The 16,616-nt window shown below is 52.3% G+C and carries 19 protein-coding genes; 4 read left to right on the forward strand and 15 right to left on the reverse strand.

The features are described from left to right. The 10 genes from ABYW01_RS02985 to murJ form a co-directional block, all read right to left on the reverse strand. The coding region (locus tag ABYW01_RS02985; protein ID WP_372831064.1) for a hypothetical protein at window positions 1-412 on the reverse strand (412 nt) is incomplete at its 3' end. Between the two features lie 17 nt (window positions 413-429). Next, complete coding sequence (locus ABYW01_RS02990) at window positions 430-951, reverse strand: PilX N-terminal domain-containing pilus assembly protein (RefSeq protein WP_372831065.1); 522 nt, start codon at window positions 949-951, stop codon at window positions 430-432. Continuing rightward, window positions 952-2,061 carry a PilW family protein gene (locus ABYW01_RS02995; RefSeq protein ID WP_372831066.1) on the reverse strand — a complete coding sequence of 370 codons (1,110 nt, stop codon included), beginning with the start codon at window positions 2,059-2,061 and terminating at the stop codon, window positions 952-954. Beyond that, window positions 2,058-2,582 (reverse strand): type IV pilus modification protein PilV, encoded by a 525-nt coding sequence (pilV, locus tag ABYW01_RS03000; RefSeq protein ID WP_372831067.1) that lies wholly within the window; start codon window positions 2,580-2,582, stop codon window positions 2,058-2,060. The genes ABYW01_RS02995 and pilV overlap by 4 nt, the downstream gene beginning before the upstream one ends. Next, on the reverse strand, window positions 2,554-3,060 hold the full coding sequence (locus ABYW01_RS03005) for a GspH/FimT family pseudopilin (protein ID WP_372831068.1): 507 nt from the start codon (window positions 3,058-3,060) through the stop codon (window positions 2,554-2,556). Before ABYW01_RS03005 ends, pilV begins: the two co-directional genes overlap by 29 nt. Window positions 3,061-3,327: 267 nt before the next feature. Further along, window positions 3,328-3,768: a peptidylprolyl isomerase gene (locus ABYW01_RS03010; protein ID WP_193952549.1), complete on the reverse strand. Its 441-nt coding sequence runs from the start codon at window positions 3,766-3,768 to the stop codon at window positions 3,328-3,330. Then, window positions 3,765-4,283 carry a signal peptidase II gene (gene lspA, locus ABYW01_RS03015; protein WP_372831069.1) on the reverse strand — a complete coding sequence of 173 codons (519 nt, stop codon included), beginning with the start codon at window positions 4,281-4,283 and terminating at the stop codon, window positions 3,765-3,767. The genes ABYW01_RS03010 and lspA overlap by 4 nt, the downstream gene beginning before the upstream one ends. A 12-nt stretch (window positions 4,284-4,295) precedes the next feature. Then, window positions 4,296-7,121: an isoleucine--tRNA ligase gene (gene ileS, locus ABYW01_RS03020; protein ID WP_372831070.1), complete on the reverse strand. Its 2,826-nt coding sequence runs from the start codon at window positions 7,119-7,121 to the stop codon at window positions 4,296-4,298. A gap of 33 nt (window positions 7,122-7,154) precedes the next feature. Then, window positions 7,155-8,078, reverse strand: a complete 924-nt coding sequence (gene ribF, locus ABYW01_RS03025; RefSeq protein WP_372831071.1) for a bifunctional riboflavin kinase/FAD synthetase — start codon at window positions 8,076-8,078, stop codon at window positions 7,155-7,157. A gap of 101 nt (window positions 8,079-8,179) precedes the next feature. Then, window positions 8,180-9,769 (reverse strand): murein biosynthesis integral membrane protein MurJ, encoded by a 1,590-nt coding sequence (gene murJ / locus ABYW01_RS03030; protein WP_372831072.1) that lies wholly within the window; start codon window positions 9,767-9,769, stop codon window positions 8,180-8,182. 177 nt (window positions 9,770-9,946) lie between these two features. On the opposite strand from murJ, the gene rpsT reads away from it, so the two are divergent. Beyond that, complete coding sequence (gene rpsT / locus ABYW01_RS03035; RefSeq protein WP_193952545.1) at window positions 9,947-10,210, forward strand: 30S ribosomal protein S20; 264 nt, start codon at window positions 9,947-9,949, stop codon at window positions 10,208-10,210. A gap of 248 nt (window positions 10,211-10,458) precedes the next feature. Here rpsT and proB read toward each other — a convergent pair whose 3' ends face one another. The 4 genes from proB to rplU form a co-directional block, all read right to left on the reverse strand. Further along, window positions 10,459-11,598 (reverse strand): glutamate 5-kinase, encoded by a 1,140-nt coding sequence (proB, locus tag ABYW01_RS03040; protein ID WP_372831073.1) that lies wholly within the window; start codon window positions 11,596-11,598, stop codon window positions 10,459-10,461. A 15-nt stretch (window positions 11,599-11,613) separates the two neighbouring features. Further along, the gene (cgtA, locus tag ABYW01_RS03045; protein ID WP_372831074.1) at window positions 11,614-12,807 is read right to left on the reverse strand and encodes an Obg family GTPase CgtA; all 1,194 of its coding nucleotides are present in this window, start codon (window positions 12,805-12,807) and stop codon (window positions 11,614-11,616) included. Between the two features lie 114 nt (window positions 12,808-12,921). Next, a complete protein-coding gene (rpmA, locus tag ABYW01_RS03050; protein ID WP_193952542.1) occupies window positions 12,922-13,179 on the reverse strand; it encodes a 50S ribosomal protein L27 in 258 nt (85 codons plus the stop codon). A gap of 25 nt (window positions 13,180-13,204) precedes the next feature. Beyond that, window positions 13,205-13,516, reverse strand: coding sequence for a 50S ribosomal protein L21 (gene rplU, locus ABYW01_RS03055; protein ID WP_193952541.1), 312 nt, complete (start codon window positions 13,514-13,516; stop codon window positions 13,205-13,207). A 214-nt stretch (window positions 13,517-13,730) separates the two neighbouring features. Between rplU and ispB the strand changes: the two genes are divergently transcribed. After that, entirely contained in the window at window positions 13,731-14,699 is a 969-nt protein-coding gene (gene ispB, locus ABYW01_RS03060) for an octaprenyl diphosphate synthase (RefSeq protein WP_372831075.1), read from the forward strand. Between the two features lie 50 nt (window positions 14,700-14,749). Here the strand turns inward: ispB and ABYW01_RS03065 are convergent, their stop codons facing one another. Next, window positions 14,750-15,370, reverse strand: a complete 621-nt coding sequence (locus tag ABYW01_RS03065; RefSeq protein ID WP_372831076.1) for a thiopurine S-methyltransferase — start codon at window positions 15,368-15,370, stop codon at window positions 14,750-14,752. A gap of 125 nt (window positions 15,371-15,495) precedes the next feature. Between ABYW01_RS03065 and fabA the strand changes: the two genes are divergently transcribed. Together fabA and ABYW01_RS03075 are read left to right on the forward strand one after the other, a co-directional pair. Beyond that, complete coding sequence (gene fabA / locus ABYW01_RS03070) at window positions 15,496-16,011, forward strand: bifunctional 3-hydroxydecanoyl-ACP dehydratase/trans-2-decenoyl-ACP isomerase (protein WP_193952538.1); 516 nt, start codon at window positions 15,496-15,498, stop codon at window positions 16,009-16,011. Between the two features lie 150 nt (window positions 16,012-16,161). Further along, window positions 16,162-16,616 (forward strand): beta-ketoacyl synthase N-terminal-like domain-containing protein (locus tag ABYW01_RS03075; RefSeq protein ID WP_372831077.1); only part of this gene is annotated, 455 nt, incomplete at its 3' end.

A 16,616-nucleotide genomic window follows, 5' to 3' on the forward strand; every position in this document is an offset into this window, starting at 1 on the left:
CATCGGCATCGTAGGGGTCTACCCGAGCCGCCGTAATGGTTTGATTAACGTACGCATTACCATTGTCATCGACACCGTCCCAAGGGGTATAGGTCTTGCTCGGATCATAGTAAAGCACATTGTATCCGGCACAGGATTCGAGTATCTCATCACGGTCTTCACGGGTCGGGGTAATATCAATATTGCCGCTATTGGGAAAAGAGTCGTAAATCGAGATGGCACTCACACCCGACGACCTCAAGACCTCCCAATCCATGCTGCCAGAATCATCCACCAGAAAGAAAATATTCGGTTTAACCGACGTCGTCAGATACAGGGGGGTCTGTGAAAGATCAGCTAACGTAATGGACGGATAGGCTGAGATCAGAGGCAGTAGGAGATATCCCAATCGAATTCGGAAGATCCTGTTCATCGTTCAGGTTCCTGCTATTAGCGTTTATAAACCGACTGCAATTTCACTTCGGAGGACGAACTAAGCCCCACCGCTCGAGCCGTAATACGGTAGTAGCGGCGCTGCTCCTTAGCCTTACCCGCCTCTTTGCTATCATCTGGCGCAGATGCCGCCAACTCCTCAATAATGTAAGTCGCAAACGCAGAAAGCTGGGAAAAACCTTTTTTGTCCGAATCCGTCACTTGTGAGCGCATGCTACGCACACTGGTACCCAATGCCGACCAGTTATCCCAGTTATTGGTACCATCGGTCTTGGGGGTATATAAGCCATTGCTGCCATCAAACGCAGGCATGGTCACCACAGATTCCAGATACGCTTCACCATCATGTAACGCGGCTTCCGCTGCTTCAAACGCCATCTGTCGATCACGTGACTGCGCAGCCATTTTCTCTTCAAGCCCGGTCACCTCAATACCCGCCATACCAATCAGTGTCATGATCACTAAAAAAATCATCGACACGATCAGCACCGCCCCCTTCTGCTTCTTTGAACTACTCACTTATATCACCCGGTTACGCAGGGTAATGGTTGTCGTAAACACTTTGCGTAATCGCCGGTCCGTTGCGGTAACCGCTGCACCGTTATAACTGTATGTCTGCGCACTCGAGAGCACATTGTCCTCGATACTACGCATCAATAAGCTGATGCGAATGGCAACCACCTCTGTGACATCCAAATCTTCAGTTCCATCACCGTTGGTATCCGCCGCCACGTAATAGTCAGCATCACCATCATCGTCATTATCGATACCGTAGGTTATCTGCATGTTTTCAACGCCCTCCACCAGCTCCTGCTCTTCGAGTCCTGCAGATCCGCTGCTGACAGTGATGGCTGACCGATGCAATGCGGGTGAGCCAAAAGCGTTATCATCGATGTAGTAGGCATAGTTTTTATAGAGCTGTACCGTAGCCCCGGATGGAAAGGTATAAGCCGTTCCCTGTGTTGACGCGCAATCAACGGGCAACCCTAACCCTTTGGTGCAGTTGCCGGGCACCGCCTGTCCACTGTTGTGGTTAACTTGTTTGGTCTGGCTACCGGTATTCACGGTGTTGCTTTGCTGAAAGATAGCGGAATGTGCACAGTCAGAAATTAGGAGAATCTGACCTTTCTGATAATCGTGATTGGCGTAACAATGAATAGTCGCCGATGCCGCCACATGGCTTTCCACCGTACAACTACCCTCACCATCAGCAAACTTCACACTGACAATATCCGTGCCCGCTGTTGGCGTCGCTGCTGTCGGTAAAGGGATACTGGTGCCGCTAGCAACGACATAGTTATCTTCCACCATAACCGGTTGCGACATATCAAACTGCGCATAGATCTCATCACTGTTACTGGTATCTCGTAACGTGTTCGCTAACGAGGTATTCGCAGAACAACCGACGTATCCGGCAATTCGTAAGTCCCGTGATAGAAACTCTACCGCGAAACGGGCGTTCTCTTGCATTGTTGCCAGTGCAGTTTGCATAGCATATGTCGTACGGCTGCCAAGAAACATCTGTAGTACCGCTGCTGTCAGCAACGTGCCAATCAGCAAGGCGACCATCAGTTCGATCATCGACAGCCCCTGCTGGCGTTTACGGTTTATTCTGCTTAACAGTTTCATAAGCTCGCACTGACCGCCAAACGTGTTGAAACAGCATTGCTGGCACGCTCATCATTCCACCAGACATACACCACAATGGGCAGATCGCTGTCGGTACTGGTCCCACATGCCGGTGTTGTGATATCTCCGTCGGTACTGTCATCAGGATTCGTGTCACGACATACCAACCCATTTCCCAAGGGCAGTTCTGCCGCTAACCGTGCTTGCCACCGAAATACATCATGCGCTGCCATCTCCGCATCGGAACAACCGGTCGTTGTTTCACAGTTACTGTCTTCCGTACCAGAGGCCAAAAAATAGTTACCATTCTCGACCGCCGCAACATTGGCGCGCATTCTGTCGATAATGTCATACGCCAATATTGTCGCCTGACTGCGCATATAAGCACTCTGATTCTGCTTTAGGGAAACCACCTGCAATCCCGCCATTCCCATCAACCCCAAAGATGTGAGCAACAGTGCAACTAGCACTTCGATCAGGGTGTAGCCGCGTTCACCCATCGGATCCACAGACACCATCATTCTGTGCTCCATCCCAGGCCCGGATCCTACCGAACTGATTGACCTGCAGATACCGTACATCAGTATCCCCATTGCCATCATCGGCAGAAAAACAGACATCATTTCCGCTACTGAGAAGCCCTGAGCTCTTAAACGTAATATTGCTTCCACTCATCGCAATGGCATTTGCCGGAGCATCTTCAACCCGCACTGCTGCGCTACCCGCTACAACCGCCCAGCCGTTGGCCCAGTTGCTACCACAGGTATAGTTCGCCATGTTTTCGGTGTTGTTACGCGCACACACGGTTACTTGCACGTCCTGGCGTATCGCCTCTGCTCTTGCCAGTGAAACACTGGCGAGTAACCGGTTTTGAATCGAATCCATTCGGCTCTGCTGAACAAACGGTCCGAAATTAGGCATTACGATGGTGGAAAGAATCACGATAATCGACAGTACGATCAGTAACTCTATCAACGTAAAACCACTCATTTTCTTCATTTTTGAACGAGACCTAAACTAATACTTTCTTCGTAGTAAAACAGTCTAGTCGCTGCCGTTAACTCCCGCCATAGGACGACGTAAAAAATAGACGGAATCTGCCCCTGATCAAAAAACACTCGGTTAAATCGGCAATTGATAGAGGAGCGATGAACTTGGAAATGCATAACCCCGCAGGGCGCAAAGGATGAAGAAAAGGGAGGCCGCAGATATATCAGGCATAAAAAAACCGATGCAGTTGCATCGGTTTTTTATGCCCCGGAAGGCTTAGCTCGCGTCAGCCACCGACAGGATCGCCACCTCAAAGCTCAGCTCACGGCCAGCCAGCGGGTGGTTAAAATCAACATGCACCGATTGCTCATCAAAACGATCGATCACACCTGGCAGCTCACCCTGCTTGGCGTCCTGAAAGGTGATCACCAGACCTTTCTCCAGCTTCATGTCTTCAAACTGGGTACGTGGAAAACGTTGAACGTTACTCGGGTTTGGCATCCCAAAGGCATGCTCCGGTGAGATCTGCAGGGAATCTTTTGCCCCTTCTACCAAACCAAATAAAGCCTGCTCGAACCCTTCTGGCAGGTTGCCATCGCCCACGGTAAATGTTGCTGGCTGTCCTTCAAAGTTTGAATCAACAACCTGACCATCTTCCAGTTTGATCGCAAAGTGCAGTGTCACGGTTTTACCCGGACCTATGATCTGTTCGCTCATGCTTCACCTTCTGTTTCGTTTCTGTCCCGGATCTTTCCTTCCAGAAACAGCATATCAATGATCAATAATGTTGCGCCGATCGAGATGGCTACATCTGCCAGATTAAACACAGCAAAGTAGTACTCGCCGTAGTGTAGGGAGATAAAGTCGATGACATATCCCTGCACTACCCGGTCATAAAGATTCCCCAAAGCACCACCAAGGACCAGCGCCTGAGCCACCCCAACCCACCATTGCCAGCGGGGCGTGCGCTTCATCCACACTACCAGCATGGCGCTGACACCGACGGCAACAACCACAAAGAACCAGCGCTGAAAGCCACCGGCATCCGCCAGAAAGCTGAACGCAGCGCCGGTGTTGTAGGAGAGACGCAGATCAAAGACCGGCAGAATCTCTACCGGCACACCGTAATCCAGCGAGGTATTGGTCACAAACTTGGACCACAGGTCCAGGACGACAATAACCACCGCCAGCCATAGCCAGATCAGCGAACTCTTTTGCGAAGCGGCAGACATCAACCGAAGTCCCTATGCAAAGCTGCGGCTTTCACCTTCACCGGTGATATTCTCTACGCAACGGCCACACAATGCTTCGTGTTCAGCGTTCGCACCCACGTCTTCACGGTGATGCCAGCAGCGGTCACATTTTTCGTGTGCGGTTTTCGCTACACTCACCTGCAAACCGTCTACGTCTGTCGTCTGTGCGTCAGCCGCTTCAGTGGAAGTCGCAACCGCCGCTTTAGAGGTCAGCAAGACAAAGCGCAGCTCATCACCCAGCAGGTCCAGCGTCGCTTTCAGCTCTTCACCGCAGTACAAGGTCACTTCTGCTTCCAGACTGGAGCCAATCAGACCTTCTGTACGACGGGTTTCCAGCTCTTTGTTGACCGCTGTTTTCACCGCCATCACCTGATTCCAGAAGTCACGCCCCATCTGCGCATCATCAGACAATTCAGCCAGATTCTCATACCAGGTACCCAGCAGCACAGATTCATCATGCTCGCCCGGGATCTGTTCCAGAATTTCATCAGCCGTGAAGCTGAGGATCGGCGCAATCCAGCGGGTCAGTGCTTCAACGATATGGTACAGCGCGGTCTGACAAGAACGACGTGCTACGCCATCAGTAGCTGCGGTGTACTGACGGTCCTTGATGATATCCAGATAGAAACCACCCAGCTCCTGCGAACAGAAGTGAGAGATTTTCTGATATACGTTCAGGAATTCATACCGGTCGTAATGACCTTCCAGCTCTTTCTGCAGGCGTGCCGCGCGATCAACCGCCCAGCGATCCAGTGCAACCATCTCTTCTGCTGCAACCAGATCCGTTTCCGGATTGAAACCACTCAGGTTCGACAGCAGGAAACGCGCCGTGTTACGGATACGACGATAGGCATCCGCTGCACGGTTCAGGATCTCATCAGAACAGGTCATCTCACCGCTGTAATCGGTGGATGCAACCCACAAGCGCAGGATATCTGCACCGTATTTGTTCATCACTTCCTGCGGTGCAACTACGTTACCGATGGACTTGGACATCTTGCGACCCTGACCATCCACGGTGAAACCGTGCGTCAGAACCTGCTTGTAAGGCGCTTCACCTTTGATTGCGATACCGGTCTTCAGGGAGGACTGGAACCAGCCACGGTGCTGGTCAGAACCTTCCAGATACAGATCAGCGGGTGAATGCAGACCTTCACGGGTGTCCAGCACAGAGCAGTGCGTCACACCGGAATCAAACCATACATCCAGCGTATCGGTCACTTTAGAGTACTGCTCAGCTTCATCGCCCAGCAGCTCAGCCGCATCCAGATCAAACCACGCATCGATACCTTCTTTTTCCACACGCAGGGCAACCTGCTCAATCAGCTCAGCCGTTTTCGGATGCAGCTGCTGGGTTTCTTTGTGGATAAACAGGGTGATTGGCACACCCCAGGTACGCTGACGGGAGACACACCAGTCCGGGCTCTGCTCAACCATCGCTTCGATACGGTTCTGACCCCAAGCCGGGAACCACTCCACGCCTTTAATCGCGGTCAGAGCATCAGCCTTCAGGCCTTTCTCTTCCATGCTGATAAACCACTGTGGTGTCGCACGGTAGATCAGCGGTGTTTTTGTACGCCAGCAGTGCGGGTAGCTGTGCTGGAACTTGTGTTCCAGAATCAGCGCGTGATTCTCTTTCAGAACCTCAACAACGGCGTCATCGACTTTGTAAACATGCTGTCCGGCAAACTGCCCGGCACCTTCAACAAAGACACCGTTATCGCTGACCAGATTCAGTGTACCGATACCGTAACGACGACCTGCCTCAAAGTCTTCCACGCCGTGGTCAGGTGCGGTATGTACTGCGCCCGTACCGGCATCCAGTGTTACGTGGTCACCCAGAATTACCGGTGTTGTGCGCTCAGCGACAAACGGGTGCTGCAGTGGGCTGTTTTCCAGCGCCTGACCTTTACAGCGGGCAACAATGCTGTAGCTGTCCACACCGTAACGCTGCATCGCAGACTCAACCAGACCTTCTGCCAGCAGCACGCGCTCCTGACCCAGACCCAGATCAGCCTGTACCAGTACGTAATCCAGCTCAGCATTCAGAGACACGGCCTGACTCGATGGCAAGGTCCATGGCGTAGTGGTCCAGATAACCACAGAGACGTTGCCTTCACCGCCACCGTTTTCCAGTTCAAAACGACTCAGGAAATCTGCCGCATCAACCGGCGCATAACGCACATCGATCGCTGTGGAGGTTTTGTCCTGATATTCAACTTCAGCTTCTGCCAGTGCAGAACCGCCGACAACACTCCAGTAAACCGGCTTGTAACCTTTCACCAGATGACCGTTTTCAGCAATACGACCCAGTGCGCGGATGATGTTCGCTTCAGTATCGAAGTTCATCGTCAGGTATGGGTTGTCCCAATCGCCCAGAACACCCAGACGTACAAAATCTGCTTTCTGACCATCAACCTGCTTGCTGGCATAAGCACGACACTTTTGACGGAACTCTTTATGGCTCAGCTTGGCACCGGCTTTACCGAACTTGGTTTCAACTTTGTGTTCGATTGGCAAACCATGGCAATCCCAGCCCGGTACGTATGGCGCATCAAAGCCTGCCAGAGTACGGGACTTGATAATCATATCCTTGAGGATTTTGTTCACGGCGTGACCGATGTGAATATCGCCGTTCGCGTACGGAGGGCCATCGTGCAGAATGAAGCTCTTACGACCTTTGCTAACCTCACGAATCTTCTGATACAGGTCCATCTCCTGCCAGCGCTTCAGCATTTTTGGTTCGCGCTGGGCCAGATTGCCTCGCATCGGGAATGCCGTTTTAGGCAAGTTCAGTGTCGCTTTGTAATCGGTCATGATCTGTCGCTTCCGGATTGATGTTCAGGTGCATCACGCAAAGTAAGCGCGCGCCTGATCGATATCTGCAAAAATCTGTTTTTTAAGCTGTTCCAGTCCGTCGAACTTCTGTTCGGCGCGGATAAATTCTAAAAACTCTACGCTGAGTAGCTGTCCGTAGAGATGGCCCTGATAATCCAGCAGGTGCACTTCCAGTACGGGCTGAATACCGTTAACGGTGGGACGCGGGCCTACGTTGCAAACACCCCGTTCATAACTACCGTCGGGCATTGCCACCTGCACCGCATAAACGCCCTTCATCGGACACGGGAAGCGGTGCATACGAATGTTTGCGGTGGGAACACCCAACTGGCGTCCCAGTTTTTGTCCGTGCAACACGCGGCCTGTGACGGTGTAACGGCGTCCCAGCAAGCTTTCCGCCAACGTGAAGTCATTCTGCGCCAGGGCTGTACGTATACGTGTACTGCTGACCCGCTCGCCATCCATCAGGAAAGTCGCGGTATTCACCACAGAAAAGCCGTGCTGATCGCCGGTTTTGCGCAGCATTTTGTAATCACCTGCGCGGTCACAACCAAAGCGGAAATCATCGCCAACGACAAAGTGCTTCACCTCAAGCCCTTTGAGCAGCAACTGGTTGATGAACGCATCCGCCGACATCGACTGCAGCCGTTTGTTAAACGTCAGGCATAACACGCGGTCGATATTCTCGGCCTGCAGCAAGCGGACCTTCTCGTCGAAACGAGTCAGCCGTGGCGGCGCTTTATCTCCGGCAAAAAATTCTCGCGGCTGCGGCTCAAACGTAATCGCAACCGAGGGCAATCCCAGCTCTTTGGCTTTGGCCTTAACCTGCTCGAGTACCCGACGATGACCTAAATGCACACCATCAAAATTGCCGATAGTGGCCACACAGCCCCGGTGTTTGTCGCGCAGATTATGTAATCCTCGAATGAGTTCCATCAGTACAACAGCCAAGCCCCAAAAACAAACGGCGAATTATAGCCTAATTGTGCGCCTGCGAGTACCTCTACAATCAGAGAGTTACGTGACTTGCAAGCGTATCAACCGGAATTTTTCAGATGCGAAGGCCGCATCCCCATTAACACCAACACCAATACATAGATGCCTGCACCACTCACTACCAGCACCCCCATATTCCAGGCACGGTCCATAACACCCCACTCCAGCCACTGCTGCAGATCACCTGCTAGCCAGAGCAATACCGCCCCCATCGCGGCATTCGCCAGCACCAAGCGAAACAAAATAATGCTCCAGCCCGGCTGCCACTGAAACACACCTGCCCGTAACAACCCGTGCAGCAACAAGCCCGCATTAAGGAATGCCGACATCGACGTAGCCGCCGCCAACCCCACATGCTGCAACGGTCCGATCAAAATCAGGTTAAGCACCATATTGGCAATGGCGGCCTGAATACCAATTTTAACGGGCGTCTTTGTATCCTGACGGGAGAAATAGCCTGTCGCCAACACCTTTATCAGCATAAAGGCCATCACGCCACAGGCGTAAGCCTGCAAGCTCATGGAGGCCATATGCACATCACGGTCATTCAACGCACCATAGTGGAACAAGGTCACTATCATCGGCCCGGCCAGAATAAACAGGGCAACCGCGGCAGGCATTCCGATCAAGAGCACCATGCGCATCGCCCAATCAAGGGTGTGCGAAAAATGTTCCGCTGATTTTGTCGCGTGCTTGCGTGACAGACTTGGCAGAATGACGGTTGCAATGGCGATACCAAAAACACCCAACGGCAGTTCAGCCAAACGATCAGAGTAGTAAAGCCAGGACACACTGCCGGTTTGCAGGAAGGACGCCAGCACCGTATCCAGCAGCAGGTTTATCTGCGTCACCGAAACCCCAAACAACGCGGGCAACATCAGCTTCAGAATGCGGCGCACGCCTTCATCAGTCCGATCCACCACCGGGCAGGGCAGTAACCGCAAGCGCGCTAGAAACGGCAACTGGAACACCAGCTGCACCACACCCGCAATCATGACCCCCCAGGCCAGCGCCAGAATCGGCGGATCAAACAGCGGCGAAAGAAAGACAGCAGAACTGATCAGCGTTACGTTGAGCAGCACCGGGGTAAATGCAGGCACCGCAAAACGCTCATAACTGTTCAGAATTGCGCCCGCAAAGGCCGTCAGCGAAATCAGTAGCAGATAAGGGAACGTAATCCGCAGCATCGATGCTGCCAGCTCAAATTTTTCACCACCCGCCATATAAAACCCGGGAGCAAACAATGCGGTCAGTAGCGGTGCGCCTAACATCGCGATCAGTGTCACGGTAATCAGCGTAGCGCCCAATGTTCCCGCTACCCGATCGATCAATGCCTTGACCGCCAGATGATCACGCTGCGTGCGGTATTCAGACAACACCGGGACAAACGCCTGAGAAAAAGCCCCTTCGGCAAACAAACGACGTAGAAAGTTGGGAATTTTGAACGCTACAAAGAAGGCGTCAGCACTGCCAGACGCGCCAAAATAGTTCGCCACCACCACATCACGCACCAGCCCTAAAATACGGGATAGCATGGTCATAATACCTACCACACCACTGGACCTTAACAAACTGGATGACTTACGTGCTTTAGGGTCCACCGGTGCCGGCTTTTCCTTCTGTGTATCCAAAAATCTATCCTCAGAGGGCTTAACTGCCGCAATAATACCTTTGCCCCCTTAAAAATGCTCATCCTTTTGTTGACACCACTTCCACAAATGTGAATAATCTCGCCTCTCGTTTTTTGGTATCTGCTCTTTCGATATCAACGAACATTTTTTATTAGATAACGTTTAAGGAGTCGGACTGTGGCAAATTCCGCAGGATCTCGTAAACGCGCTCGCCAGGCGGAAAAGCGTCGCCAGCACAACGCTAGCCTGCGCTCCATGGTGCGTACTTACATCAAGAAAGTAGTTACTGCTATCGATAGTGGTGATCAGGCTGCCGCTAACGCAGCGCTGAAAGTCGCTCAGCCAATCATGGATGCTTCCGTGAACAAAGGCATCTTCAGCAAGTCTAAAGTTGCTCGCACCAAGAGCCGCTTGAACGCGCGTATTAAAGCACTGGTTTAATAACCAAACTGCTTTCTAAAAAAACCGGCTTCTGCCGGTTTTTTTGTGCCTACTATTTACTCAAAACCCGCCAAAGCAACCACACCCGAGCTACGCAACAAACCCACACCCATCAAGGGCACAGAGCATAAGAAGTAGAGAAGTAGAGAAGTAGAGAAGTAGAGAAGTAGAGAAGCAGAGAGATACTGAAGGGCAGCATTGGCAGGACAAGCGCCCTGCCAGAAATTACCAAACGCTAAGCTTGAGACTCAGGACGACACACGGCTGCTGAGCGCCAGATTATCACGATGCACCAACTCCTCTTCCCCGATAAATCCAAGGATAGTTTCGATCTGAGAACTTGGCTTACCAATAATTTTACGCGCAGCATCAATCCCGTAATTCACCAATCCACGGGCGACGATGTAGTCATTCTCATCGACCATCAGCACCATCTCACCGCGAGAGAAATTACCTTTAACGCTTTTTACACCCGCAGGCAGCAAACTCTTACCGCGTTCTTTTAGCGCCTTAACAGCACCCGGATCCAGGACCAGCGTTCCTTTTGCCTGCAAATGACCCGCAATCCACTGCTTACGTGCCGCCTCAGGCTGCTGATCAGGCACCAGCAAGGTCCCTACACTCTCACCACCGCGCAAGCGCGTCAGCAGATTATCCTCACGACCACTAGCAATGACCGTCACAGCCCCTGAGCGAGCCGCCAGCTTCGCTGCACGCACCTTGGTCGCCATACCCCCACGACCTAGCTTGCCACCACCGCCAGCCATCGCCTCAAGCGCCTCATCCCCGGCACGCCCCTCAGAGACAAACTCCGCATTTGGGTTATTGCGCGGATCCTCCTTATACAGACCACGCTGATCCGTCAGGATTACCAAGCCATCCGCTTCGACCAGATTGGCCACCAATGCGCCCAGGGTGTCGTTATCCCCAAAACGAATCTCATTGGTCACCACAGTATCGTTCTCGTTAACAACCGGCACGACACCCAGATCAAGCAAGGTACGCAATGTCGCACGCGCATTCAGATAGCGCTTACGGTCAGAGTGATCCTCATGAGTCAGAAGAATCTGCGCGGTATGCATACCATGACGCTGAAAATTAGCCTCATACGCCTGCACCAGCCCCATCTGACCCACCGCCGCAGCCGCCTGAAGCTTAAACACCTCATGAGGGCGATCAGACCAACCCAGACGCGTCATACCTTCTGCAACCGACCCTGAGGAGACCAATACGATCTCCATGCCCTGCGCACGCAAAGCAGCCAACTGCTCGACCCAATGCGCAATCGCCTCATGATCCAACCCCTGACCATCATTGGTCAGCAAGGCGCTACCAATCTTGACGACCCAGCGCTTTCCTTTGACTAACTGTTGGCGTTCAGATGTCACAAACGTACCTCAATCCTATTCCCGCACCCATTCGACTTCGATATCGTAATCATCGTCGTCGTAGTCATCCACATCATCTGCTGCTTCCGCTCGACCACGAGACAGGCGCAACTCCTCAATACGCGAACGCGCCTCAACATCGATCTGCTCGCGAATCGCATGCTCCTGATCCAGTATGCTCGGATCTTCTTCAATCGCATACAAGCGATCATCCAGGAAGGTCTGAATCTCACGCGCCAGCAGGTCAGTACCTTCTTTACTGATCGCAGAAATACGATACACAGGACCTTCCCAGTTCAGCGCATCAATCACCGACTGACAGCGCTCTTCACGCTCGCCCTCTGGCACCATATCCAGCTTATTCAAGACCAGCCAACGCGGCTGCTCAGCCAGCGTACCACTGAATTTCTCCAGCTCGCCCACGGCAACCTCAGCCGCTTCTGCCGGAGAAACACCATCCCACGGAGCCATATCAACAATATGCAGCAATAGACGGTTACGCGCCAAATGCTTGAGGAAGCGAATACCCAGACCCGCCCCTTCCGCTGCACCTTCAATAATGCCCGGAATGTCCGCAATCACAAAGCTACGGTGCTTCTCGATACGCACCACACCCAGATTAGGCACCAGCGTGGTAAACGGATAGTTAGCCACTTTTGGCTTAGCTGCAGACACCGCACGGATAAAGGTCGACTTGCCCGCATTAGGCAGACCCAACAAACCCACATCCGCCAGAATTTTAAGCTCCAGCTTCAGGTTACGCGTCTCACCAATCGACCCCTTCGTCGTCTGGCGCGGAGCGCGGTTTACACTGCTTTTAAAGCGCGTATTGCCCAAGCCATGAAAACCACCCTGGGCGATCTTTTCGCGCTGACCAATCTCAGTCAGATCGATCAACACTTCATCTGTATCAGTATCGATAATGGTCGTACCCACCGGCACTTCCAATACCAGGTCTTCACCTTTTGCCCCAGTACAATCCCGACTCATACCGCCCTGCCCGTTATCCGCTTTAAAGCGACGGGTGAAGCGAAAATCTACCAACGTATTCAGGGACTCACTGGCTTCAAAATACACAGAGCCACCGTCACCACCGTCACCGCCGTCAGGACCACCTTTCGGGATATATTTTTCACGCCGAAAGCTCATACAGCCATTGCCTCCCTTACCGGCTTCTACTGTAATCATCACTTCATCGACAAATTTCATTTGGGACCCCCGAAAGGTTTTGTTCTCCAGTTCATTATATAAGCTGGAGCAAGGTATAACGCACAAACAAAAAAGCTCCGCCTGAGCGGAGCTTTTTGCAAGGAAAAGGCCTTATCACGCAGTTTCGATAGTGATGTACTTACGCTTATGAGGACCTTTAACTTCAAACTTCACTACGCCGTCTGCTTTAGCAAACAGAGTGTGATCTTTGCCGCAACCTACGTTTGTACCAGCGTGGAACTTAGTACCGCGCTGACGAACCAGGATGCTGCCTGCAGTCACAACCTGACCACCGAAACGCTTAACACCAAGGCGTTTCGACTCGGAGTCGCGACCGTTGCGAGTAGAACCCGCGGCCTTCTTATGAGCCATTATCTATTCTCCAGTCAGATTAAAATTAGGCGTTAATGCCAGTAATTTTAACTTCAGTGAACCACTGACGGTGGCCCTGACGTTTCATGTGATGCTTACGGCGCTTGAATTTCAGAATATGAACTTTCTTACCGCGACCGTGCTCAACAACCTCAGCGGTTACCTTAGCACCTTCAACAACTGGTGCGCCGACCTTGATGTCGTCACCGTTGCCAACCAGCAAAACGCGATCGAACTCAACATTCGCGCCCTGCTCAACTGCCAGCTTTTCCAGTTTCAGGGTTTGACCTTCCTGAACTCGGTACTGCTTGCCGCCGCTAACAATTACTGCGTACATGATTTTCTCCGTATATTCAGCCCATCCGGCTACTGTTTAAAAAACGACCTACTTCTAATGGCCAACCCATATGGTAGGGAGCTTAATTTGGATGAACTAGGGCGCGCGATTATATAGCACTTAGCCACATACGGCAACTCTTGACCTCTATCCTTGACACCGCCCCCCACTGTCCCTAGCATGCGCCCATACTCTTTATGTATATATATTCGCCATGCAGCCACATCAGCTAAATCCACAAGTCGAACCACAGTTCGAAGCCGTCAACGATTACATCATCAATCACCTGGGCTCTAACGTCCCGCTGGTTGAGAAAATCGGCCACTACATCGTAGAAAGTGGCGGCAAGCGCCTGCGCCCGCTACTGGTACTGCTGAGCGCAAATGCCTGCGGTTACAACGGCGAAAAACACATACCACTTGCCGCGATCATTGAATTTATTCACACCGCCACGCTTTTGCATGACGATGTTGTCGATAATTCAGATTTACGGCGCGGCAAAGACACCGCCAATGCGCGCTGGGGCAATGCTCCGAGCGTCCTGGTCGGCGACTTCCTTTATTCCCGCGCATTTCAGGTGATGGTTGAGATTGGCAGCATGGACATCATGCAAGTGATCTCAAATGCCACCAACGTCATCGCCGAAGGCGAAGTCCTGCAACTGCTGAACGCAAAAAACCCGGACACCACAGAAGACTCTTACATGCAGGTCATTCTGGGGAAAACCGCGATGCTGTTCGAGGCCGCGACCGAGTCGGGCGCCATTCTGGCAGACTGCACCGCTGAGCAACGCGAAGCCTTACGCCTGTATGGCCGCCACCTCGGCATTGCCTTCCAGCTGATCGATGACGTGATGGACTATCTATCCACCGCCGAAGAGATGGGCAAAAACGTCGGTGACGATCTGGCCGAAGGCAAACCAACATTGCCATTGATTCATGCTATGCGTGAAGGCAATGACGAGGAACGCCAACTGATTCGCCAGGCAATCCGCAAAGGCGGACTGGAAGATCTGGAACCCATCATGGCGATCGTACGCCAGACAGGCGCCATTACCTACACCCAGACTCGCGCCCAGGAAGAAGCCGACAAAGCCATCGCCGCGCTAGACGCACTGGCCGACAGCTCCTTTAAAGACACACTCAAGCAACTGGCTGACATTGCAGTTAAGCGTAAAGCTTAATCTTTCCGACGCCGGACGATCACTCCGGCGTTTTTACCTCGACACTTACCTCAGCACTTATCCGTTAACTGATAAGCAATATCCTGCCGTCCAGTACTACCACTCCGCTCACTCAGGCGCCGAATCTGGAAGCGTGACGAAAATAACGCCACCACTTCATCTTCCCCCACACTAAACGGCGGACCCTGATCACCCTCAAACTCCATCGCAATCAGCAAAACAGAAACTCCGGCTGGCAGATGCTCGATCAACATCTGCGCATACTGCTGACGCATTGCAGGTGGCAATGCCACCAAGGCGGCACGATCATAGACCGCAACAACATCCTGCAACTGAGCCTCCGATAAAGAAAAAACATCTCCGCACAGCAACTCAACGCCATCGCAACCGTAATACCGATAAGCTCCCTCCTGACGGACCACTGGCTCCGCATCACGCTCCGCAAAAAACGCCTCACATGCACTCTGATTAAGCTCCACCCCCAAGACTGGATGCCCCTGCTCTCGCAACCAGAGCATGTCGCCACTCTTGCCACACAGAGGCACAAACACCTGCCCTTCTGAGCTCACATCCAGGCCAAGCCAATACGCCTGCAACTGAGAATTAAACTCATCCTGATGGAAGCCGATACGACCTTCCGCCCAACGCGCATGCCAAAAAGCGTGCTCCATAACGACCTCTACACCCTAAGTTTTAAACTTTTTACAGATATTAACTGACACAAGCCGTGCCACACAGAGCCCAAAACGGTATAATCACGCGATATTTTAAGAAAAATCTGGGTAAACAGTTTCCAATGACAAGACCTTCCTCTTTTAATCGCGATGAGCTGCTGTCATGTGGCCACGGTGAAATGTTCGGTCCGGGCAACGCCCGCCTTCCAATCGGCAACATGCTGATGATGGATCGAATCCTGACAATCACTGAAGACGGTGGCGAATTCGGCAAAGGCGAAATCATTGCCGAGCTGGACATCAACCCTGACCTCTGGTTCTTCGGCTGCCATTTCGAGGAAGACCCTGTTATGCCAGGCTGTCTGGGCCTGGATGCTATGTGGCAGATCGTTGGCTTTTACCTGGGCTGGCGCGGCAACAAAGGCCGCGGACGCGCACTAGGCTCTGGCGAAGTAAAATTTTTCGGCCAGGTACTGCCTACCGCCAAAAAAGTCACCTATCACGTTCAGCTGAAACGCGTCATCGAACGCAAGCTGGTTATGGGCATCGCAGACGCTTCCATGTCTGTTGATGGCCGCGAAATCTACACCGCAAAAGATCTGCGCGTTGGCCTGTTCACTTCGACTGACGACTTCTGATCAATTTGGCGGTCTTACAATAAAGACCGCCATAACCCCTATTACCGATAATTCTTATCATTGACGATTTGCCAAACGATACAGATTATCGAGGAATACCGGGTTATTTGCTGTGCATAAAATAAACGAGTGGAATAAGAGAGGCATCACATGCGACGGGTAGTAGTTACCGGTATGGGAATCGTGTCCTGCCTGGGCACAGATAAGGAATCTGTCCTGGAGTCTTTGCAACAGGGCCGCTCCGGCATCAAGTTCCAGGAAGATTACAAAGAGCGCGGTTTCCGCAGCCACGTAGCAGGCAGTATTGACATCGACTTCTCCGAGAAGATCGATCGAAAACTGCTGCGCTTCATGGGCGATGCCGCAGCATACACTTACATTGCAATGAACGAAGCCATTGCAGATTCTGGCCTGAGCGAAGACCAGGTATCAAACGAGCGCACCGGCCTGGTTGTTGGCTCCGGTGGCGCATCTGCAGCGAACATTGTAGAAAGCGCAGACATCACCCGCGAGAAGGGCGTTAAGCGCGTTGGCCCTTACCGCGTAACCCGCACCATGGGCTCAACTGTTTCCGCTTGCCTGGCCACACCATTCAAGATCAAAGG

Source organism: Pontibacterium sp. (assembly GCF_041587635.1).
In the GTDB taxonomy this organism is placed as follows: Bacteria; Pseudomonadota; Gammaproteobacteria; order Pseudomonadales; family Balneatricaceae; genus Pontibacterium.